Source organism: Pseudomonas sp. TS_SC_3, from assembly GCF_056156225.1.
The window spans coordinates 1,908,996-1,927,658 of the sequence record NZ_CM149586.1; the positions used below are offsets into that span (position 1 = coordinate 1,908,996).

20 protein-coding genes, 4 tRNA genes and 1 pseudogene are annotated in these 18,663 nt (G+C 57.9%); 15 read left to right on the top strand and 10 right to left on the bottom strand.

The window, feature by feature from the left end:
- Window positions 1-430 precede the first annotated feature (430 nt).
- Window positions 431-604, top strand: a pseudogene (locus AC0J6G_RS09205) (lytic transglycosylase domain-containing protein); the annotation flags it as partial.
- A gap of 18 nt (window positions 605-622) precedes the next feature.
- Here AC0J6G_RS09205 and AC0J6G_RS09210 read toward each other — a convergent pair.
- The gene (locus tag AC0J6G_RS09210; protein ID WP_475253330.1) at window positions 623-898 is read right to left on the bottom strand and encodes an acylphosphatase; all 276 of its coding nucleotides are present in this window, start codon (window positions 896-898) and stop codon (window positions 623-625) included.
- Window positions 899-901: 3 nt separating this feature from the next.
- Window positions 902-1,381, bottom strand: a complete 480-nt coding sequence (locus AC0J6G_RS09215) for a TlpA disulfide reductase family protein (RefSeq protein WP_475253332.1) — start codon at window positions 1,379-1,381, stop codon at window positions 902-904.
- 30 nt (window positions 1,382-1,411) lie between these two features.
- Here AC0J6G_RS09215 and AC0J6G_RS09220 point away from each other — a divergent pair, with 30 nt between their 5' ends.
- Complete coding sequence (locus AC0J6G_RS09220) at window positions 1,412-2,821, top strand: PilZ domain-containing protein (RefSeq protein WP_475253334.1); 1,410 nt, start codon at window positions 1,412-1,414, stop codon at window positions 2,819-2,821.
- A gap of 259 nt (window positions 2,822-3,080) precedes the next feature.
- Here AC0J6G_RS09220 and AC0J6G_RS09225 read toward each other — a convergent pair whose 3' ends face one another.
- Window positions 3,081-4,310: a virulence factor BrkB family protein gene (locus tag AC0J6G_RS09225; protein WP_475253336.1), complete on the bottom strand. Its 1,230-nt coding sequence runs from the start codon at window positions 4,308-4,310 to the stop codon at window positions 3,081-3,083.
- A 99-nt stretch (window positions 4,311-4,409) separates the two neighbouring features.
- Between AC0J6G_RS09225 and arsC the strand changes: the two genes are divergently transcribed.
- Genes arsC through AC0J6G_RS09240 form a run of 3 tightly spaced genes read left to right on the top strand, consistent with a single transcriptional unit; the run spans window position 4,410 to window position 5,768 of the window.
- On the top strand, window positions 4,410-4,763 hold the full coding sequence (gene arsC / locus AC0J6G_RS09230) for an arsenate reductase (glutaredoxin) (protein WP_475253338.1): 354 nt from the start codon (window positions 4,410-4,412) through the stop codon (window positions 4,761-4,763).
- Window positions 4,760-5,365: an NAD(P)H:quinone oxidoreductase gene (gene wrbA, locus AC0J6G_RS09235; RefSeq protein ID WP_475253340.1), complete on the top strand. Its 606-nt coding sequence runs from the start codon at window positions 4,760-4,762 to the stop codon at window positions 5,363-5,365. Before arsC ends, wrbA begins: the two co-directional genes overlap by 4 nt.
- Entirely contained in the window at window positions 5,358-5,768 is a 411-nt protein-coding gene (locus AC0J6G_RS09240) for a DUF2069 domain-containing protein (protein ID WP_475253342.1), read from the top strand. Before wrbA ends, AC0J6G_RS09240 begins: the two co-directional genes overlap by 8 nt.
- A 45-nt stretch (window positions 5,769-5,813) precedes the next feature.
- Here AC0J6G_RS09240 and hda read toward each other — a convergent pair whose 3' ends face one another.
- The 3 genes from hda to AC0J6G_RS09255 all read right to left on the bottom strand — a co-directional run bounded on the left by hda (window position 5,814) and on the right by AC0J6G_RS09255 (window position 8,783).
- Entirely contained in the window at window positions 5,814-6,518 is a 705-nt protein-coding gene (gene hda, locus AC0J6G_RS09245) for a DnaA regulatory inactivator Hda (RefSeq protein WP_475253344.1), read from the bottom strand.
- Window positions 6,515-7,606: an AI-2E family transporter gene (locus tag AC0J6G_RS09250; RefSeq protein ID WP_475253346.1), complete on the bottom strand. Its 1,092-nt coding sequence runs from the start codon at window positions 7,604-7,606 to the stop codon at window positions 6,515-6,517. The genes hda and AC0J6G_RS09250 overlap by 4 nt, the downstream gene beginning before the upstream one ends.
- 127 nt (window positions 7,607-7,733) lie before the next feature.
- Window positions 7,734-8,783: a DUF2066 domain-containing protein gene (locus AC0J6G_RS09255; RefSeq protein WP_475253348.1), complete on the bottom strand. Its 1,050-nt coding sequence runs from the start codon at window positions 8,781-8,783 to the stop codon at window positions 7,734-7,736.
- Between the two features lie 321 nt (window positions 8,784-9,104).
- On the opposite strand from AC0J6G_RS09255, the gene purM reads away from it, so the two are divergent.
- Genes purM through AC0J6G_RS09270 form a run of 3 tightly spaced genes read left to right on the top strand, consistent with a single transcriptional unit; the run spans window position 9,105 to window position 11,550 of the window.
- Window positions 9,105-10,163 carry a phosphoribosylformylglycinamidine cyclo-ligase gene (purM, locus tag AC0J6G_RS09260; RefSeq protein WP_475253350.1) on the top strand — a complete coding sequence of 353 codons (1,059 nt, stop codon included), beginning with the start codon at window positions 9,105-9,107 and terminating at the stop codon, window positions 10,161-10,163.
- A gap of 11 nt (window positions 10,164-10,174) precedes the next feature.
- Window positions 10,175-10,825, top strand: a complete 651-nt coding sequence (purN, locus tag AC0J6G_RS09265) for a phosphoribosylglycinamide formyltransferase (protein WP_475253352.1) — start codon at window positions 10,175-10,177, stop codon at window positions 10,823-10,825.
- 8 nt (window positions 10,826-10,833) lie between these two features.
- Window positions 10,834-11,550, top strand: a complete 717-nt coding sequence (locus tag AC0J6G_RS09270; RefSeq protein WP_475253354.1) for a DUF3108 domain-containing protein — start codon at window positions 10,834-10,836, stop codon at window positions 11,548-11,550.
- Window positions 11,551-11,632: 82 nt separating this feature from the next.
- Here the strand turns inward: AC0J6G_RS09270 and dinB are convergent, their stop codons facing one another.
- The gene (dinB, locus tag AC0J6G_RS09275; RefSeq protein ID WP_475253356.1) at window positions 11,633-12,694 is read right to left on the bottom strand and encodes a DNA polymerase IV; all 1,062 of its coding nucleotides are present in this window, start codon (window positions 12,692-12,694) and stop codon (window positions 11,633-11,635) included.
- A gap of 16 nt (window positions 12,695-12,710) precedes the next feature.
- A complete protein-coding gene (locus AC0J6G_RS09280; protein WP_475253358.1) occupies window positions 12,711-12,926 on the bottom strand; it encodes a hypothetical protein in 216 nt (71 codons plus the stop codon).
- Window positions 12,927-13,127: 201 nt separating this feature from the next.
- Between AC0J6G_RS09280 and AC0J6G_RS09285 the strand changes: the two genes are divergently transcribed.
- The 5 genes from AC0J6G_RS09285 to rimO all read left to right on the top strand — a co-directional run bounded on the left by AC0J6G_RS09285 (window position 13,128) and on the right by rimO (window position 15,375).
- Window positions 13,128-13,204 (top strand) — tRNA-Met (locus AC0J6G_RS09285).
- 123 nt (window positions 13,205-13,327) lie between these two features.
- Window positions 13,328-13,404: transfer RNA gene (locus AC0J6G_RS09290), tRNA-Met, on the top strand.
- Between the two features lie 122 nt (window positions 13,405-13,526).
- A tRNA-Met gene (locus AC0J6G_RS09295) sits at window positions 13,527-13,603 on the top strand.
- Between the two features lie 122 nt (window positions 13,604-13,725).
- Window positions 13,726-13,802: transfer RNA gene (locus tag AC0J6G_RS09300), tRNA-Met, on the top strand.
- Between the two features lie 250 nt (window positions 13,803-14,052).
- Window positions 14,053-15,375 (top strand): 30S ribosomal protein S12 methylthiotransferase RimO, encoded by a 1,323-nt coding sequence (rimO, locus tag AC0J6G_RS09305; protein WP_475253360.1) that lies wholly within the window; start codon window positions 14,053-14,055, stop codon window positions 15,373-15,375.
- A 259-nt stretch (window positions 15,376-15,634) separates the two neighbouring features.
- Here the strand turns inward: rimO and AC0J6G_RS09310 are convergent, their stop codons facing one another.
- Entirely contained in the window at window positions 15,635-16,336 is a 702-nt protein-coding gene (locus tag AC0J6G_RS09310) for an MlaA family lipoprotein (protein WP_475253362.1), read from the bottom strand.
- A 233-nt stretch (window positions 16,337-16,569) separates the two neighbouring features.
- Here AC0J6G_RS09310 and AC0J6G_RS09315 point away from each other — a divergent pair, with 233 nt between their 5' ends.
- Window positions 16,570-17,280 (top strand): HAD family phosphatase, encoded by a 711-nt coding sequence (locus AC0J6G_RS09315; RefSeq protein WP_475253364.1) that lies wholly within the window; start codon window positions 16,570-16,572, stop codon window positions 17,278-17,280.
- A 145-nt stretch (window positions 17,281-17,425) separates the two neighbouring features.
- Window positions 17,426-17,692 carry a DUF4404 family protein gene (locus tag AC0J6G_RS09320; RefSeq protein WP_475253366.1) on the top strand — a complete coding sequence of 89 codons (267 nt, stop codon included), beginning with the start codon at window positions 17,426-17,428 and terminating at the stop codon, window positions 17,690-17,692.
- Between the two features lie 131 nt (window positions 17,693-17,823).
- Here AC0J6G_RS09320 and queF read toward each other — a convergent pair whose 3' ends face one another.
- Window positions 17,824-18,654: an NADPH-dependent 7-cyano-7-deazaguanine reductase QueF gene (gene queF, locus AC0J6G_RS09325; RefSeq protein ID WP_475253368.1), complete on the bottom strand. Its 831-nt coding sequence runs from the start codon at window positions 18,652-18,654 to the stop codon at window positions 17,824-17,826.
- Window positions 18,655-18,663 lie beyond the last annotated feature (9 nt).

An 18,663-nucleotide genomic window follows, 5' to 3' on the forward strand; every position in this document is an offset into this window, starting at 1 on the left:
CTAATCCGTTAGAAACATGACCGGCAGGCAGCAGATGCCCAGCGGATTCAAAAGGGCTGCAATTGTAGGGGCTTCCAGCGCTGATAACCATGCCCCGAAGCTGACACACGCGCAGGAGCCAACCTGCACGTGGAGGCATGGCGGATCTTTTGATTGAACAGCGATAGGCGCCTCTTCGAGGCGCTATTTATGACCGTGAGCAGTCTTTCATGAGCATCTTCATCGAGCTGCATGTTCACGACCACGTAGCGAATAATGCTTGGCCTTTGCGTGGCGTAAAGGCAGCAGCGCCAAGCGAAATAAAGCCGGTCATGTTCCGCTTACCATGCACCATTTAAATGGGGGAACGGACGGGGGGCAAAGACCTTTCCACCAATAAAAATACAATAAAATCAATAATTTAACATGATTACAACCATAAGCCGGCTTTACCGGCAACGCCACAAATCTGCGTTATGGCTGCACCAGCCTTAGCTTCTATTTACGCAAGGAAAATGGCGACCTGAACCGCGCACTGGCGCGCTATAACGGCAGCCTGGGCAAGCACACCTACTCAGCTAAGGTGGTCGGGTTCTGGCACGACTTCTGGTACGTAAAGCCCTGAGTCAATTAGCGCTCAAACTCAACGCCGTACGACAAACCCGACAATGCCCTGCTGCGCCTGCTCTTGCAGCTCCAGCGCGGTAATTTCGGCAGTCTGCGGTCCGCGCTGCAGCCAGCTGGCCAATTCAGCCACCGCAGTTTCGTCACCCTCGAACAGCACCTCGACCCGGCCATCGGCCAGGTTGCGTACCCAGCCATCAAGATCAAGCCGCTCAGCCTGCTCTGCTGTGGCCTGACGAAAGCGCACGCCCTGAACACGGCCGCTGACGTAACCGTGCATGCAAACACGCGCCACGGCTTAGTCCTCTGCCTTGAGTGCCGCGAGGAGAGCCGTTAAGCCGGCAGCTGTTTGCTCACCCAGCAGGCGCTCACGCATTCGCCCCTGATCGTCGACGATATAGGTCACTGGCAACACCTCAGCGCGTGGCAGCTGATAGCGCTCTGCGGGGTCTTGCGCCAACACCGTGAAACTGATGCCCATGTCTTGCGTCGCCTCGCTGAGCTTCTCCCCCTGCAGCGCATCGAAATTCACCCCGAGTACCTGTACGGATTGCTCCTTGAGCTGTTGTTCAAGGGCATTGAGTTCGGGAATTTCAGTGCGGCACGGTGCGCACCACTGTGCCCAGTAATTAATCACTAACCACTGGCCTTCCAGACGCTCAACCGCTACCTTTCGTCCATGTTGATCGACGCCGAGGTCTTCGGCGCAACCGGCCAGAATCAGACCTATGCCTACCCCTGCAACAGCACGAATGATCGCTTGGAAACGCATTCCCATGCATTCGCTCCCTGATTTCATAAGGTTGATATGACATTAGATGCCTTGCGCCTGGAAGTGCCAGACATCCTCGAAACAGACGTTGCGTCACTGGCTGACCTTAACGAGCAACTAAGCCAAGCCCGCCTGCAGCCGGCAGAACTGGCCTTGCAGCAGGCGCTTGGCCTGCTCTTCAAGCTGAACCGCAGCGCCATGACCTTACTCGAAAGGCAGCGCGCCCTGCAAAGCTTCAGCGACCAGTACCGTCACTACAGCAAGGCTTATCAAGGCGAAAATCCTCCTACGGCATTGTTCGTGCACCTGTGCAATGAACTGGCCATTGGCTTTAAACGTTTGCTGCTGCAAATCCTTCAAGGCCGCCAGCCGTCACGTCCGCATCTGGCGTGGTGCCTGTATATGGCCCAGCATTTTCTCGCGCAAAGCATGCTGCGCCACTATCAGTTGTACCAGGAACCACCGCCCAGCCTGTGGCGAGACAGTCACCTGCTGTATTGGATGGGCGAGCATCAGGACTGCCTGGATGAACCGGTGGCGGCAGCCTTTACCCCGCAACCCGCCAGTACACTGCGTGGCCTCTACCAACAAATGCTGCTCCTGGCGCTGAGTAATCCCTTCCACCTTGCTGACGGTGAATGTGCGCTGCTGTTTGGAGCCCTCTCGCCGCTGGCTGGGCTGGCGCGCTTGCTACCCTGGGATGAGGACGATGAAATTGAAGGCCCAACCGTCGACCTGACTGAAGCCCAGCCGTGCCTGAGCGTTAACCAGGTGCCCGAAGGTGGCGCTGCTTACTTACGCCGTTTTGAGTTGGGCGCCTTGCTGGTTGCGCTGCATGACCCGGCGCCCCTGCAAAGCACCGCTGAGCGCCTGATTCTGGAGCGGGTGCAGCCGCACTGGCTGGGTCGCCAGCAACGGCGCCATATCCGCGCGGATCAAAGCATTGAATGCGAACTGGTTATAGGGCTGAGTGGCATCCATGCGCACCTGCTGGAACAGCGCCCACGGCGCACCACGGCCCAGATGCTGGACTCAAGCGCGGGCGGTGCGCGTTTATTGTCCACGGCCGAGCAAGCAGCGCAGTTGACTATTGGTCAGCTGGTACTGCTGCTCACGGGCAGTGATACACCCACCCTAGCCCTGGTGCGCTGGCGTCATTTGAATAGCGAAGGCCTGCACCTTGGTTTGCGCTATTTAAAAGGCCTGCCTCGACCCGTTTGGCTACGTCGAGCGCCCAGCGCACAAACTCACCCAGGCGTATTACAAAGCACCCCGGCGCCGGGTAACGGCTGGCACCATGGCCTATGGCTGCCTAATGGTCAGTTTGTTGAGGGGGAAAATGTCTGGCTTCAACTGGCCAGCGCGCACAACCAGGCGATTCTGCCGCTGCCGGCAGCCAATCTCATCACCGCATCCGTCACGCGCTACCCAATGCAACTGGCCTAAGCATTGCTGCGCATGCACTAAACCTGCGAGAGAGGTCACGCCGACCATCGTCTGACGTGCGCAGCTTCATCAGGTGAGCCGGGCTTATAGTCCGTTGCTGCTGGCTGTCATAACGCGCTCGCATGCCGCCAATGCCCACTGCTAAGCGCAATACCGACAGCCGTACACGTGCCCGCCTCTTTGCGACCGCGTTTATCGCCCCATCTACGCCAGTAAACGCATGCGCTGCCAGTACAAGGCCGTAAGTTGATGTTTTACGTCACGTTGCTGGCTCAGCCTCGGCTTGCAACCACGTCGCCAAGTCCTCACCGAATAACACAGCCTGTTCTTCCTGCAGTTTGACCAACCCGCTGCGCAGCGCTGGGTACCAGGCTTCATCAAGCTGCTCAGGCAGATTCTCGGCTCGCGGAAGCGGCCAAGGGCTACTGCTCAGCAATTGCTGCAGCGAATAATGACCAAGATCGCGGCTCAGTACCCAGGTACCGGAACCGGTCGGGGCAATCAACTTCTGCTGCTCAAGAAAGACCAAAATTTCTTCCCACTCATGCTCAGCCAGCGACCAACCCTGACGCTGCACATCCAGCAAGCGCACCTTCAAACCCGACTGCTGACGCTCGTAGAACACCCGCAAAACACCCAGCGCCATCAACAACCGCGGCACTGCACGCCGGCGCCATTGCTGGGAAAAGCCCAGGTTACAGACCAACTCGGCACCGAACAGGACGATCAGCCAGGACAAATAAATCCACAAAAGAAACAGCGGCACCGTGGCAAACGCGCCGTAGATCAGTTGGTAGCCGGGGAACAACCGCACATACAGGCCAAACAGCATCTTGGCCACTTCAAACAGAACCGCCGCAAACAACCCACCCAGCAACGCATGGCGAATCGGCACCTGTGCATTCGGCACCGTGGCGTACAACAAGGTGAACGCTGCCACGCTAAACAGCAGCGGCATAAATTTCAGCAACGCCTGCACGCCGAGCAAGGCATCCGGCCCGGAAATCAGCGACAGCGAGGTGAAGTAGGTACTGATCGCAAAACCGCCACCCAGCAACAACGGCCCCAGGCTGAGAATCGCCCAATACAGTAGAAAGCTCGATACGCCACGGCGCGGCTGGCGTACACGCCAGATGCTATTGAAGGTTTTCTCAATGGTCACCAACATCCAGAACGCCGTGGCGGCCAACACTGCCACACCAATCCACGTCAGCTGGCGCGCCTGCGTGGTGAAATCACGCAGGTATTGCTGCAAGGTTTCACCGGCTGAGGGCACAAAATTATGGAAGATAAAGTGTTGGATTTGCTCGCCCGTGTCCTGGAACGCCGGAACGGCCGAGAGCATGGAAAACGTCACCGTCATCATCGGCACCACCGCAAACAGGGTGGTGTACGTCAACGCTGCGGCATTACTGGTGCCTTGGTCGGCAATGAAGCGCTGCAATAAAAAACGCCAGAATTCCAACAGGTTTTTAACACGCTGCAGCATGCCCTCTCCTTAGCCATTTGAACCGCGGCAACCTGCTACAGGCGCAACTACCGTAAGCGGGTAGAATAGCCGCCATCAACGGTAACAGGCGACCTGAACATGGCCGATATGACGCTCTACCATAACCCGCGCTGCTCAAAATCACGCAACGCATTACAACTGCTTGAAGAGCGCGGGCTGAGCCCGGTTGTGGTGCGTTACCTGGAAACACCTCCGAGCACCGCACAACTGCAAGCGTTGCTGGATAAACTCGGCATCAGCCCTCGGCAGCTGTTGCGCAGTGGCGAAGATGAATACACCAGCCTGGGCCTCGACAACCCACAACTGACTGACGCACAGCTGATTGCTGCCATGGTCAGCCACCCCAAACTGATTGAACGACCCATTCTGGTCGTCGGCGACAAAGCGGCTATCGGCCGACCACCGGAAAATATCCTGGAGATTCTGCCGTGAGCGCACCTTACATCCTGGTGTTGTATTACAGCCGCCATGGCGCAACCGCTGAAATGGCCCGGCAGATTGCGCGCGGCGTGGAATTGGGCGGTTTAGAAGCCCGCCTGCGCACCGTGCCAGCAGTATCGGCCGAATGCGAGGCGGTTGCAGCGGACATTCCAGCAGAGGGCGCACTCTACGCCAGCCTGGATGACCTGAAGAACTGCGCCGGCCTGGCTCTCGGCAGCCCGACCCGTTTCGGCAATATGGCTGCGCCGCTCAAATACTTCCTTGATGGCACCAGCGGCCTGTGGCTCACCGGAGCCCTGGTCGGCAAACCTGCCGGCGTGTTCACCTCAACCGCCAGCTTGCATGGCGGTCAGGAAAGCACCTTGCTGTCGATGCTGCTGCCGTTGCTGCACCATGGCATGCTGATCACCGGCCTGCCCTACAGTGAAGCCGCCCTGCTGGAAACCCACGGCGGCGGCACACCGTATGGCGCCAGTCACCATGCCGGCGCTGACGGCAAGCGCGCCCTCGACGAACATGAAACCGCACTGTGCCGTGCACTTGGCCAGCGCTTGGCGCACATCGCGGTAAAACTGGAGAGTACCCGTGGCTAAAACCGCCAAACCGTTACCGAGTCTGGAATGGCTCCAGCCGCGCCTGAACATCAGCCGCGTAGCCAGCCTGGTGAGTTTTTTGGGCCTGGCTATTTTGCTGGTGGTGTGGAACCTGAAGTTCGCCAACGTGCCCGGCAACCTGCTTTGGGTGATCCTCGGCGTTCAACTCGTGCCGTTGCTGCTATTGGCTCCGGGGATCATTCTCGGCCACGCCCGCGCCCACGCCTGGGCCTGTTTTGTGGTTAACCTGTACTTTATCCAGGGCGTACTCGCGGCCTTCGACCCGAGCAAGGCACTCTACGGTTGGCTGCTGACGGCGCTGAGCGTGAGCCTGTTCTGCGCGGCACTGATGTACACCCGCTGGCGCTTCCAGTTCGAGCGTAAATTGGCAGGTGAAAACTAAGCCTGAAAAGCTCTGATTGAGCGCAAACACCCGCTCAATCAGGCTTTACCAACCGAGCGTTTCCTTAAGGAAGGGAATAGTCAGCTTACGCTGAGCCTGCAGCGAGGCCTGGTCGAGACGTTCAAGCAAATCGAACAACGCATTCATGCTGCGTTCACCACGGGTCAGGATAAAGCGACCAACCTCATCGCTCAGATGCAGACCGCGACGTGAGGCGCGCAGCTGTAGAGCGCGCAACTTGTCTTCATCAGACAGCGAGCGCAGCTGGAACACCAACGCCAGGGTCAGGCGCGACTGCAGGTCAGCCAGCTTGACCGGTAACTCACGCGGCGAGCTTCGGGCGCCGAGCAATAAACGCCGGCCACTGTCACGCAGGCGATTAAACAGGTGAAAAAGCGCCTCTTCCCACTCAGCGTCACCGGCTACCGCCTCGAGGTCATCCAGGCACACCAGCTCGCATCGTTCCAAGTTATCCAGCAGGCCCGGGCCGTACGTGACCAATTCGGCCAACGGCAGGTAAACCGCTGGCTCACCGCGCTGCTCAAACCTTAGACATGCCGCCTGCAGCAGGTGACTGCACCCCACCCCCGCAGCCCCCCACAGATAGATCAGACTTTCCGTCCAGCCGGCATCGGCTTCGCACAAACGCTCGACATAGCCCAGCGCCGCAGCATTGGCTCCGGGGTAGTAATTGGCGAAAGTGGCGTCATCACGCAGACGCACACCTAAAGGCAGTTGTATGGGGGTCATGCTGATTTGGGCGGCTCGTCGGAACCGTGGGCTGGCTCACCGTAAAGATCGGAAAGTTTATAGAAATCATGCAGATGACGCACTAAAACCATAATCACCGCAGCCACTGGCAGGGCCAGGAGGATGCCGGTGAAGCCAAATAGTTGGCCGCCAGCCATGATCGCAAAGATCACTGCAACCGGGTGCAGGCCGATACGATCGCCCACCAGCAGCGGTGTCAGCAGCATGCCTTCGAGCATTTGCCCAACAACAAATACCGCCGCAATGCCCAATAATGGATAAAAATCCACGCCAAACTGGAACAGGCCAGCTGTTAATGCGGCGCCTATGCCTACCACGACGCCGAGGTAAGGCACGATGCTGGCTAGACCAGCCAACACGCCGATCAGCAACCCCAGCTCCAGGCCAATCATCATCAGGCCGGTGGCATACATCACGCCCAGCGCCAGCATCACCAACAACTGCCCGCGCAGGAAGGCACCGAGCACCTCATGGCACTCGCCGAACAATTGCACAACCAAGCCTTCACGGCCGCGTGGCAACAGGTTGCGCAGTTTGCCGACCATCAAGTCCCAGTCGCGCATCAGGTAAAAGCTCACCACCGGTATCAGCAGCAGGTTGGCCAACCAGGCCAGTAGCGCCAGACCAGAAGACGTTGCCGTGGACAGCAACATGCCGACAATATCGGTGGTTTTACCCAGCTGTCCGGACAGGGCTTCCTTTAACTGATCAAAGCGCCAGAAGCCTTCGTTTAATCCGAATTTGAGCTGAACCCACGGCAACGCCTGATGCTGCAGCCAATCAAGCATTTGCGGAACCAGTTCATACAAGCGCACCAGCTGCTTGCCGAGCATGGGCAGCAGCACGAGTAACAGGATGGCCATGGCCAAGCTAATCAAGGCAAAAACCACCACCACGCCCCACGTTCGCGAGAGCTTCCAGCGCTCCAGCCGGTCTACCAGCGGGTCGCCCATATACGCCAACAGCACGCCAATTAAGAACGGCGAAAGAATGGGCGTCAGCAGGTACAGCAAACCTGCCAGCAGCAATGCGGCGGTTATCCATATCCAACGGTGTGAATCAATCATGCCTTGCACTCCATATGCCCGCGCTTTATCCAGAAAATATCCAAGCGCGTGGCGCTCACGGCAAAAATAAGCCGCCGCACTGTAGCTGCAGCTTTTACGTCAGGGGAACATTTATAATAACCGCCGCTTACCAACGGAACCTCAACACAGTGGGGCTGGGCGCTGCTGGCGCAACAGGCGCAGTGCCGCTGACGGACGGCGTAACCGCCTGATTGACATCAACCACCGACGCCTCTGCTGGCACTTCCTGTAACCGTGCCAGGCTAAGTTGCGCCCGCAGCTGCTCGGCATTGGCATTGACCGCAAAGGTCAGCGTATCGCCCTGCACCTTGCGCAGCTGCGCGGCAAAGGGTTCGAGAATGCGCTGCAATTCGGCGTAACGTGCGAGGTCAACGCCCTGCACTTCTACGCTAAGACCACTGGCCGCCCCAGCCGCAACAATAAAGCGCGGGGCCAGCCGCTGATTGACCGCTAATAGAATGGCGTCGGCTAGCGCTGCTTCATCCGCGCCCTGCACAGTGCCCTGCTCACGCTCATCCCCCAGCCACAAGCGCCACTCGGCCTGCCATTGGCCATTTGCTTCGCGCGCCACAACGGCCAACAGCGCATCAGCCGCGTAACGCTCGGAAGCCTCACGCAAGGCAACGGGTTGATTGGCCGTGAGGTTTTCGGGCACGGCCAGCAGCTGTTCGGATAAATCAGCCAGGGGTAGACGCAGCGGCAGACCACGGTGTTGTGCGGCCTGGTTGAGCGATGCAGCAGCGGCTTGCCCATCACCAATCAGGCGGCTGCCATCGCTGGCATCACTCAACCACCACAGCAGAATGCTTGGGCGATTCGCCCCCCACAGCGCCAACCCCGCCTGCCGCAGACTGCGGTCGGTGGTCAGCGGGTCAAAGTCGACCAGCAACTGATCACCCTCGTAGCCATATTGGCTGACAATTTTTTGTGGGTCCTTGCGCAGCGCCGCCAATGCTGGGCTTTGCGGCGCATCAGCCTTACCCGTTAAACGCAGCACCAGGGTATCCATTGCACGGCTCAAGGCAGCTGCACGCTCTTGTGGCAGCTGACCGCTAACCGTTTCGCGAACTTGGTACAGATCATTCACGGGCGCGGCCAGGGCTGGCAGGCCATACAGTGAAAAACAGACAACAATCAGGCGAACAATCACGCGCATGGAGAACTCTCGACGGGTGGTAAGTGGAGCACAGGGCAAACGTAGCAACAACAGCGCTCAGCCTACATCACACAAGACGGCCGGCCATTGCTCAGGGGCATGAGTTTAGGGGCTGGTAAGGGGCATACCAAAGCCATTTCAGCCGTCCATTACCTGTAGCGGCGAGATTGTGAACGCGTGGCCACCTTAAACAGCCGCTCCAACAGCCGCAACCTTCGCGGGTGGCCGCTGCCGGGTAAGCCTGATAAAATCGCGCGCCTTCGCAGACCGCCGCTGCATGCGGCGATGCCCATCCGAATTTCCCCCTAAAGGCCTGGATCTATGAGCAAGCAACCCTCCATCAGCTACAAGGACGCAGGTGTAGACATCGACGCAGGCGAAGCCCTGGTTGAACGCATCAAAAGCGTGGCCAAGCGCACCGCGCGTCCGGAAGTCATGGGTGGGCTGGGCGGCTTCGGCGCTCTGTGCGAGATCCCGGCGGGCTACAAGCAACCGGTACTGGTTTCCGGCACCGACGGCGTGGGCACCAAACTGCGCCTGGCGCTGAACCTGAACAAGCACGACAGCATCGGCCAGGATCTGGTCGCCATGTGCGTTAACGACCTGGTGGTGTGTGGCGCTGAGCCGCTGTTCTTCCTCGATTACTACGCCACCGGCAAGCTTAATGTGGACGTTGCCGCCACCGTGGTCACCGGCATTGGCGCAGGCTGCGAACTGGCGGGCTGCTCCCTGGTTGGCGGTGAAACCGCTGAAATGCCAGGCATGTACGAAGGCGAAGACTACGACCTGGCCGGCTTCTGCGTCGGTGTGGTGGAAAAAGCTGAAATCATCGACGGTTCGAAAGTCGCCGCCGGTGACGCGCTGATCGCCCTGCCGTCTTCCGGCCCGCACTCCAACGGCTACTCGCTGATCCGCAAGATCATCGAAGTCTCCGGCACTGAAATCGAAACCACCCAGGTCGACGGCAAACCGCTGACCGACCTGCTGATGGCACCGACGCGTATTTACGTCAAACCGCTGCTCAAGCTGATCAAGGACACTGGCGCAGTTAAAGCCATGGCCCACATCACCGGCGGTGGCCTGCTCGACAATATCCCGCGCGTACTGCCAAAAGGCGCTCAGGCCGTGGTCGACGTAGCCAGCTGGACGCGCCCAGCGGTATTTGACTGGCTGCAGGAAAAAGGCAACGTCGATGAGCACGAGATGCACCGCGTGTTGAACTGCGGCGTCGGCATGGTTATCTGCGTAGCGCAGGATCACGTCGAGCTGACCCTGCAAACCCTGGCCGCCGCTGGCGAGCAACCCTGGGTGATCGGCCAGATCGGTGAAGCGGCCGAAGGTGCTGCCCAGGTCGTACTGAACAACCTGAAACAGCACTAATGTCGGCACCGATGTCAACAGACTGCAATGTGGTGGTGCTGATTTCCGGCTCCGGCAGTAACTTGCAGGCGCTAATCGACAGCATCGCCCACGATGGCAACCCGGCACGCATCAGCGCGGTGATCTCTAACCGCGCAAATGCCTTCGGCTTGGAGCGCGCAAAACAGGCTGGCATCGCTACTGCCGTGCTCGACCACAAGCAATTCGACGGCCGCGAAGCCTTTGATGCGGCGTTGGTTGAGGCGATTGATGCGTTTAACCCGCAGCTGGTGGTGCTCGCCGGCTTTATGCGCATCCTGACGCCTGGCTTCGTTCGTCACTACGCCGGACGCCTGCTGAATATCCACCCATCCTTGCTGCCCAAATACAAAGGTTTGCACACCCACCAGCGGGCGCTAGACGCCGGTGACAGCGAGCATGGCTGCAGCGTGCACTTCGTCAGCGAGGAACTCGATGGCGGACCACTGGTCGTACAGGCTGTGGTACCGGTACAGTCGAATGACTCGGCGACCAGCCTGGCGCAGCGCGTACACGAGCAAGAACATGTGATTTACCCGCTGGCCGTACGCTGGTTTGCCGAAGGTCGTTTGCAGATCACGCCGCAAGGGGCCATGTTGGACGAACAACTGCTACCGGGCACCGGACACCTTATTCGAACTTAGGAGACACCATGGGTCGCACCTTACTGTTCGCACTTGCATTGTTTAGCCTGCCGGCACTGGCCATCGAGCTGAAACCCTTCTCTGCCAGCTACACCGCCGACTGGAAGCAATTGCCAGTCAGCGGCAGCGCCGAACGCAGCCTGCAAGCCTTGGATAACGGCCTGTGGCAGCTCAACTTCGAAGCCTCCATGCTGGTTGCCAGCCTGACTGAGGAAAGTATCCTGCGCGTGGATAACGATGTGTTCCTGCCGCAGACCTATCTGTACGAACGCAACGGCCTGGGCAAAGGCAAGAAGATCGAGCATGACTTCGACTGGGACGCCAAACAGGTGATCGGCAGTGACCGCGACACCCCGGTGCGCCTACCGCTTAACCGCGGCCTGCTCGACAAATCGACTTACCAGCTCGCACTGCAATACGACGTAGCGGCCGGCAAGAAAAGCATGAGCTACCAGGTAGTCGATGGCGATGAAGTGGAAACCTATGACTTCCGCGTCCTCGGCGAAGAAACCGTACGCACCAAAGCCGGTTTAATTGACGCGATAAAAGTTGAACGCGTGCGCGACCCCACCCAAAGCAGCCGCAAGACCATCCTTTGGTTCGCCAAGGATTGGGATTTCCTGCTGGTCCGCTTGCATCAAGTTGAGACCGACGGCAAGGAATACCAGATCATGCTCAAACAGGGCACTGTTGGCAGTAAAGCGGTTGAAGGCCGATTGAACTGACACGGCCAGACTAAAAAAGCCGAGCAAACAGCTCGGCTTTTTTATTTCACAACACGCTAGAACCTCAACCCAACGCCCGCCATCAGGGCGCGAATAACTCCAGCTGTTCATGCTTGCCGCGCAGGTCATGCAAGCGCACGCCAACGCCCAGCAAACGCACAGCCTTGTTACCACGGACGAAGGCTGCGCTCATCAGTCGTGTATAGCCTTCCAGATCAAGCCGCGCACCGCCCTGCTCCAGCGTGGTCTGGCTAAAATCATGAAACTTGATTTTGACAAAGGGCTTGTCCGCTCGATAACTCGGATCGAGTCGCGCCATGCGCACATGCAGCTGCTCGAGCAATTCAGGTAACTGCTCCAGACAAGCAGCCAGATCCGGCAAATCCTTATCGAAGGTATTCTCCACACTGACCGACTGTCGCCGGCTGTCGTTATGCACCGCACGCTCATCAATGCCACGCGCCAGCCCCCACAAGCGCTCACCGAAACTGCCGAACTCCTTGACCAACGCCAGCTTGTTCCATTCGCGCAGGTCGCTGCAGGTACGAATGCCCAAACGCCCAAGCTTGTCGGCTGTGACCTTGCCTACACCATGCAGTTTGTTCACCGGCAGCGCGGCCACAAAGTCATCAATCTGATCCGGAGTGATGACAAACAAGCCGTTAGGCTTCTTCCAGTCACTGGCGATCTTGGCCAGAAACTTGTTCGGCGCCACACCAGCGGAAACGGTGATGTGTAATGCCTGCGACACCCGCCGGCGAATATCTTGGGCGATGCGCGTAGCGCTACCAGCAAAATGCGGGCTGTCAGTTACATCCAGGTAGGCTTCATCCAGCGACAGGGGCTCGATCAGCTCGGTGTAATCCCGAAAGATCGCCTGAATCTCCCGCGAAACCGCTTTGTAAACCTCCATGCGCGGTTTAACGATCGCGAGGTCGGGGCACAACTTCAGCGCCTGCCCTGAGGCCATCGCCGATCGCACACCATAACTGCGCGCCTCGTAGTTGCAAGTGGCAATCACCCCACGCCGATCTGCCGAGCCGCCTACTGCCAAAGGTTTGCTGGCCAGGCGTGGGTCGTCACGCATCTCGATAGCAGCATAAAAGCAGTCACAGTCCACGTGGATGATCTTGCGGCTGTTCATCGCCATCGCCCTGTCGCTACTGCGCAGCCGAGCTCACAGGGGCGACCGGCTTGATCTCAGCCTCGGCATCGTCCGGTTTGCTGATATAGGACTGAATAATCAAGATAACAATCAGCATAAAAGCCGCCAGCGGCAATAACTTGGTCTTCGCCGCCAGCGCAGCACCACAGCCTGGGCAGGTCTTGCCGTCGCCTGTAACGCTGGCCCCACAGGCTTTACATTCACTACGCATAATTTGCTCCTATTCAATGGGCACGGACTCTAGCCCAACAGCCTCGTTACAGGCTATGGCGAAAATATTTGTACCGCCCCTGCCCAGCACACGCCCACAGGTTTATCGGCTCAGGTGATGACGAATATGGTCAACACCTGAATAAAAAGAGCCTTTCCTCCTTTAGGTTGACAGATCATATTTAAACGCTAATATGTGCTCCGCGGGATGGAGCAGTCTGGTAGCTCGTCGGGCTCATAACCCGAAGGTCGTCGGTTCAAATCCGGCTCCCGCAACCAGATACTCAAAAAAGGCCACTCAATCGAGTGGCCTTTTTTTGTTTCTACATTCCAGCGATTTAAGTTATTGATTAATCAGCAATAATCGATTGACAAAAGATCCTATCGCTATAGAATTGCCGGCGCGGGATGGAGCAGTCTGGTAGCTCGTCGGGCTCATAACCCGAAGGTCGTCGGTTCAAATCCGGCTCCCGCAACCAGATACTCAAAAAAGGCCACTCAATCGAGTGGCCTTTTTGGTTTCTGCATCCCAGCGATTTAAGTTATTGATTAATCAACAATAATCGATTGACAAAAGATCCTATCGCTATAGAATTGCCGGCGCGGGATGGAGCAGTCTGGTAGCTCGTCGGGCTCATAACCCGAAGGTCGTCGGTTCAAATCCGGCTCCCGCAACCAGATACTCAAAAAAGGCCACTCAATCGAGTGGCCTTTTTTGCTTCTGCACCCCAGCGATTTAAGTTATTGATTAATCAGCAATAATCGATTGACAAAAGATCCTATCGCTATAGAATTACCGGCGCGGGATGGAGCAGTCTGGTAGCTCGTCGGGCTCATAACCCGAAGGTCGTCGGTTCAAATCCGGCTCCCGCAACCAGATACTCAAAAAAGGCCACTCAATCGAGTGGCCTTTTTTGTGGCTGCCATTATCCCATTGAAAAAAACGGGCCAGCGCTCAGTCCTCCCCTGCTGCAAGCCCAAAGGGGCGAACGGCAGCCGGCGCCCGCAGCACAATAGACGACGGTAACGCTGGAAAAGGCCGGAGCGCGCCGCTAGAATTGCGCACTTTTTGATCAGAGGCGCGCCAAGCGCCCAGCATCCATACGTACACGCCTGAGGTTGCCACCATGTCTACCCCCGCCACGCCGAAAGTCGGATTTGTAAGCCTCGGTTGCCCGAAAGCTTTGGTCGACTCCGAACGCATCCTGACCCAGTTGCGCATGGAAGGGTATGAAGTGGTGTCGACCTACCAGGACGCCGACGTTGTGGTGGTTAATACCTGCGGTTTTATTGACAGCGCCAAAGCTGAATCGCTCGAAGTGATCGGTGAGGCGATTAAGGAAAACGGCAAAGTCATCGTGACCGGCTGCATGGGCGTGGAAGAAGGCGCCATTCGCGACGTTCACCCCAGCGTGCTCTCGGTAACCGGCCCACAGCAGTATGAGCAGGTGCTTAATGCCGTCCATGAAGTTGTGCCACCAAACACCGAACACAATCCGCTGATTGATCTGGTGCCGCCGCAAGGCATCAAACTTACCCCGCGCCACTATGCCTACTTAAAGATTTCCGAAGGCTGCAACCACAGCTGCAGCTTCTGCATTATCCCGTCCATGCGCGGTAAGCTGGTCAGCCGCCCGGTCGGTGAAGTGTTGAGTGAAGCCGAGCGCCTGGTCAAAGCAGGCGTCAAAGAGCTGCTGGTGATCTCCCAGGACACCAGCGCCTACGGCGTAGACATGAAGTACAAAACCGATTTCTGGAACGGCCAACCGGTGAAAACCCGCATGACCGAACTCTGCGAAGCGCTTTCAAGCATGGGGGTCTGGGTACGCCTGCACTATGTTTACCCCTACCCGCACGTCGACGAGCTGATCCCGCTGATGGCAGCTGGTAAAATCCTGCCGTACCTGGACATCCCCTTCCAGCATGCCAGCCCGAAAGTGCTCAAGGCCATGAAGCGCCCGGCCTTCGAAGACAAGACCTTGGCGCGGATCAAGAACTGGCGCGAAATCTGTCCGGAACTGACCATTCGCTCGACCTTTATCGTTGGTTTCCCTGGCGAAACCGAAGAAGACTTCCAGTACCTGCTCGACTGGCTGACCGAAGCCCAGCTCGACCGCGTTGGCTGCTTCCAATACTCGCCAGTAGAAGGCGCCCCGGCCAACCTGCTGGAAAACCCAGTGCCGGATGAGATCAAGCAGGATCGCTGGGACCGCTTTATGGCCCATCAACAAGCCATCAGCACTGCACGCCTGCAACTGAAGATTGGCAAAGAAATGGACGTGCTGATCGATGAAGTCGACGACCAGGGCGCAGTCGCCCGTTGCTACGCCGACGCCCCAGAAATTGATGGCAGCGTGTTTATCAACAGCACCGCCATCAACCCTGGCGACAAAGTTCGTGTGCGTATCGTTGATGCAGATGAATACGACATGTGGGCCGAGCTGATCTGACCCAAGGCGCAGCCTGGTACAGCTGTAGAACTGCAGCGCCACGCCCAACCGCAACATCTGCAATCCCCGGCCAGCCCTGCGCTGCCGGGGATTGTTCGTTTAGGCTAGCGCTGAAAGCGGATCAGATACCCCTTAAAACGCAACACTCAACAAGGCTCTTCGCTTAAAGGGTACGGCCTGTGAACTCCTTACAGGCCGGGCAACGGCTATAAAAAAGGCCAGTCAATGACTGGCCTTGCTTGTTGCTCAGACAACTGGCTTAAAAATCGTCTTCGACCTGCCCATCGCGCATCTTGAACTCGCGACTCTGCAGGTAGGCGTTGCGCACAAATATGTACTTATCGCCGCTAACCAAACGCTCCACCGACAGCAGTTGCGCACGGGTATCGATCAGGTCGACGCCCAGCACCACATTACGTGTCGGCACATGGTTGATGTAGCCATTCGCAGCCAGCGCACCATCCGGCACCTTGCCGAAGGCATCGCGCACAGTGCTCGGCCCCATCAGTGGCAATACAACGTAAGGGCCGCTGCCCAAGCCCCAAACGCCAAGGGTCTGCCCAAAGTCTTCATCGTTGCGCTTCAGACCCATAGGAGTGCCCACATCGAAGAAGCCCAGCAGGCCGAACGTGGTGTTGAAAATCAAGCGCCCAGTATCGACCCCGGCATCATGCATTTTGCCTTGCAGCAGGTTGTTGGCCAGGTTGCCGACATCGCCAATATTGCTAAAAACATTGTGCACGCCATCTTCAAGAAACTGCGGCGTAACGGCTTGATAGCCTTTGGCCAACGGCTTGAGGGTATACCGATCAATGTTGTCGTTGATTCGGAACATAAACCGGTTGTAGCCCTGCCAAGGGTCATCCTCGCTGGCCTGCGCCAGTGCAGGCAGCAGTAGCACGCCAGTACAGGCAACCAACAGGCTTATACGTTTAGTCCAGCTCGCACCGCTTACACGCATCACAGTTACTCCTTGAAAATGCTCAGGCTGCTGCAGGCAGCTAAATCAGGCAGCGCAGTATAAGTCGGCAACTGGCTGAATAGGCAGCATAGCGAACGAACAAGCACCTGAAAAACCTTGCCGCCCACTGCCTCAGCCTTAAGCGGTGGATAGCCAAGCCTCCTGTGAGTATCGCGTTCATCTTCCTGCAACCTGCGCCGGATAACCTGACGGATATGTCCCAAGGAAGGCCCATGCAAACGCCCGTCACTAAATCCTCCTTCAATGCCATCTTGTTTAGCCTCTCCGGGTGCCTGGTTGATTTTGGCGCACGCACTCGTCCATTGGCGCTGCAGCGTCTGCATCCAACGGCAGAGAGTCACCACAACCTAAACCAGCTGCTCGGTCGTGAAGCTCGGCCCGAAGAATTGCTGGCCTATCGGCAAGCCCTTTGCGAGAGCGCACGTGAGCATGCTGAGGCCACCCCTGGCGCGTTATCTGTGCTGGAGCAATTGCACCAGCAAACAGTGCCGTGCACCTGGCTGGATGAGCTGCCAGACGATGCAAGCGCGCGTCTAGCCAATCTGCTGCCGGGCTGGCTGCATGGCACCGCTGACTACACCTGTCGCCCGTGGCCGGCGCCCGACGCCATTTGGCTTAGCCTGATGGCGCTACAGGTTAATCAGCTTGAAGGCTGCGTGTTAATCAGTGGCGAGCCGCGCCTGCTTCAGGCAGCGCTGAATGCGGGCATCTGGACCATCGGCCTGGCCATCAGCGGACCGCTGTGCGGCCTGGCACTTGCGGACTGGCAGAGCCTTAGCATGAGTGCGCGCGATCAATTACGCAGCCAAGCCACACTGAGCCTTTATCGACTTGGGGTGCACTCGGTAATTGATCAACTCAGTGACCTCCCCACCTGCCTAGATGACCTCAGCCTGCGTCGCCACAAAGGTGAAAAACCCTAAGCCAGCAGCAGACTGCTTATCAGCCAGCTCCTGCATTTGACCCAAAGCAAGCAAAGCTGACGAGCTTGGATTACCCTAAACCCATGTAGCCCCTTCGCCTTGGCGCAGGGTCAGTCAATTTATCGATTAACCAAGGGAGAATTCCATGCCTGCAAGCCGTCTGCAGCAACAACTGCAAGACCTGCGCGACCAACTGGCCGAGCAACCACCGCTGACTGAAGAAGAACGCGCCGAACTGTTTGTACTGACTCAGGAAATCGAGCTGCAGCTAGCCCGCCAGGCCGCTGCTGCGCCCGACGCCACCCTGGTCGACGGGGTTAATTTAGCGGTAGAGCGCTTCGAAGCCAGCCATCCGACCATTGCTGGCACACTGCGCAATATCGTGCAGAGCCTGGCCAACATGGGCATTTAAACCACCTGCACAGAGCCTTTGAGATCTCGCGTACCCGTGCAAGACAAGGCAGGTTTATCGCAACCGCGCCGACGCGCAGCTGATCCAAGCCAGGCCCTAACAAAAACCCCAGCATCAGCTGGGGTTTTGCATTACTGGCGCACCAATCGCTGATTATCCGGATGGATAGCAGCGGTGCTGCGATAAGGATTAATGTCCAATCCACCACGGCGAACATAACGCGCATACACCGTCAGGTGCTCAGGCTTGAGCAGGCGCTGCAGGTCGAGGAATATCCGCTCCACGCACTGCTCATGAAAATCCGCATGCTGACGAAAGCTCACCAAGTAGGCCAACAGACTGGCGTGATCCAGCGCCAAACCACGGTATTGCACCACCAGCGTGCCCCAGTCCGGCTGGCCGGTAACCGGACAATTGGACTTGAGTAGATGGCTGTGCAGGCTCTCCTCCACCACCCGCGCGGCATCACAGCGCAGCAGTTCGGGCTGCGGCTGCGCATAGTTGCTGATAGCCACATCCAGCTCATCGATACAGGTACCCGGGGCTATTGCAACGCCCTCAGCCGTTACCTCGGCCAAGCTGCGCACGCGCACACCGACCGGCTTACCAGCCGCCACCGAGAGGTCCTGCACCAGCACTGCAACCAGTTCATCCGCCGTATTGAACACCGATTGGTTCAGCGAGTTGAGGTACAGCTTGAAGGATTTCGACTCGATGATATTGGGCGAGTCGGCGGGAATGGCGAACTCACCCATGGCCACCACCGGCTTGCCGGACGGCAACAACCAGGACAACTCGAAGCAGTTCCAGAAATCCAAGCCCTGATACGGCAGCGTGTCGGCGCTCAGGCCCAGCTCGGCCCATTTCGCCGCACGCGGGATGGGGAACAGCAGTGACGGAGTGTAAGTAGCGATGTACTCGCTGGATTTGCCCAGAGGCGAATCTTCGGCGGCGGGATGCATGGTAATCAC

Excerpts from the sequence above, each read along its gene's own strand:
- AC0J6G_RS09215 (WP_475253332.1), bottom strand. The coding sequence starts at position 1,381 with ATGGGAATGCGTTTCCAAGCGATCATTCGTGCTGTTGCAGGGGTAGGC.
- AC0J6G_RS09220 (WP_475253334.1), top strand. The coding sequence starts at position 1,412 with ATGACATTAGATGCCTTGCGCCTGGAAGTGCCAGACATCCTCGAAACA.
- AC0J6G_RS09225 (WP_475253336.1), bottom strand. The coding sequence starts at position 4,310 with ATGCTGCAGCGTGTTAAAAACCTGTTGGAATTCTGGCGTTTTTTATTG.
- arsC (WP_475253338.1), top strand. The coding sequence starts at position 4,410 with ATGGCCGATATGACGCTCTACCATAACCCGCGCTGCTCAAAATCACGC.
- hda (WP_475253344.1), bottom strand. The coding sequence starts at position 6,518 with ATGACCCCCATACAACTGCCTTTAGGTGTGCGTCTGCGTGATGACGCC.
- AC0J6G_RS09250 (WP_475253346.1), bottom strand. The coding sequence starts at position 7,606 with ATGATTGATTCACACCGTTGGATATGGATAACCGCCGCATTGCTGCTG.
- AC0J6G_RS09255 (WP_475253348.1), bottom strand. The coding sequence starts at position 8,783 with ATGCGCGTGATTGTTCGCCTGATTGTTGTCTGTTTTTCACTGTATGGC.
- purM (WP_475253350.1), top strand. The coding sequence starts at position 9,105 with ATGAGCAAGCAACCCTCCATCAGCTACAAGGACGCAGGTGTAGACATC.
- purN (WP_475253352.1), top strand. The coding sequence starts at position 10,175 with ATGTCAACAGACTGCAATGTGGTGGTGCTGATTTCCGGCTCCGGCAGT.
- AC0J6G_RS09270 (WP_475253354.1), top strand. The coding sequence starts at position 10,834 with ATGGGTCGCACCTTACTGTTCGCACTTGCATTGTTTAGCCTGCCGGCA.
- dinB (WP_475253356.1), bottom strand. The coding sequence starts at position 12,694 with ATGAACAGCCGCAAGATCATCCACGTGGACTGTGACTGCTTTTATGCT.
- AC0J6G_RS09280 (WP_475253358.1), bottom strand. The coding sequence starts at position 12,926 with ATGCGTAGTGAATGTAAAGCCTGTGGGGCCAGCGTTACAGGCGACGGC.
- rimO (WP_475253360.1), top strand. The coding sequence starts at position 14,053 with ATGTCTACCCCCGCCACGCCGAAAGTCGGATTTGTAAGCCTCGGTTGC.
- AC0J6G_RS09310 (WP_475253362.1), bottom strand. The coding sequence starts at position 16,336 with ATGCGTGTAAGCGGTGCGAGCTGGACTAAACGTATAAGCCTGTTGGTT.
- AC0J6G_RS09315 (WP_475253364.1), top strand. The coding sequence starts at position 16,570 with ATGCAAACGCCCGTCACTAAATCCTCCTTCAATGCCATCTTGTTTAGC.
- AC0J6G_RS09320 (WP_475253366.1), top strand. The coding sequence starts at position 17,426 with ATGCCTGCAAGCCGTCTGCAGCAACAACTGCAAGACCTGCGCGACCAA.
- queF (WP_475253368.1), bottom strand. The coding sequence starts at position 18,654 with ATGCATCCCGCCGCCGAAGATTCGCCTCTGGGCAAATCCAGCGAGTAC.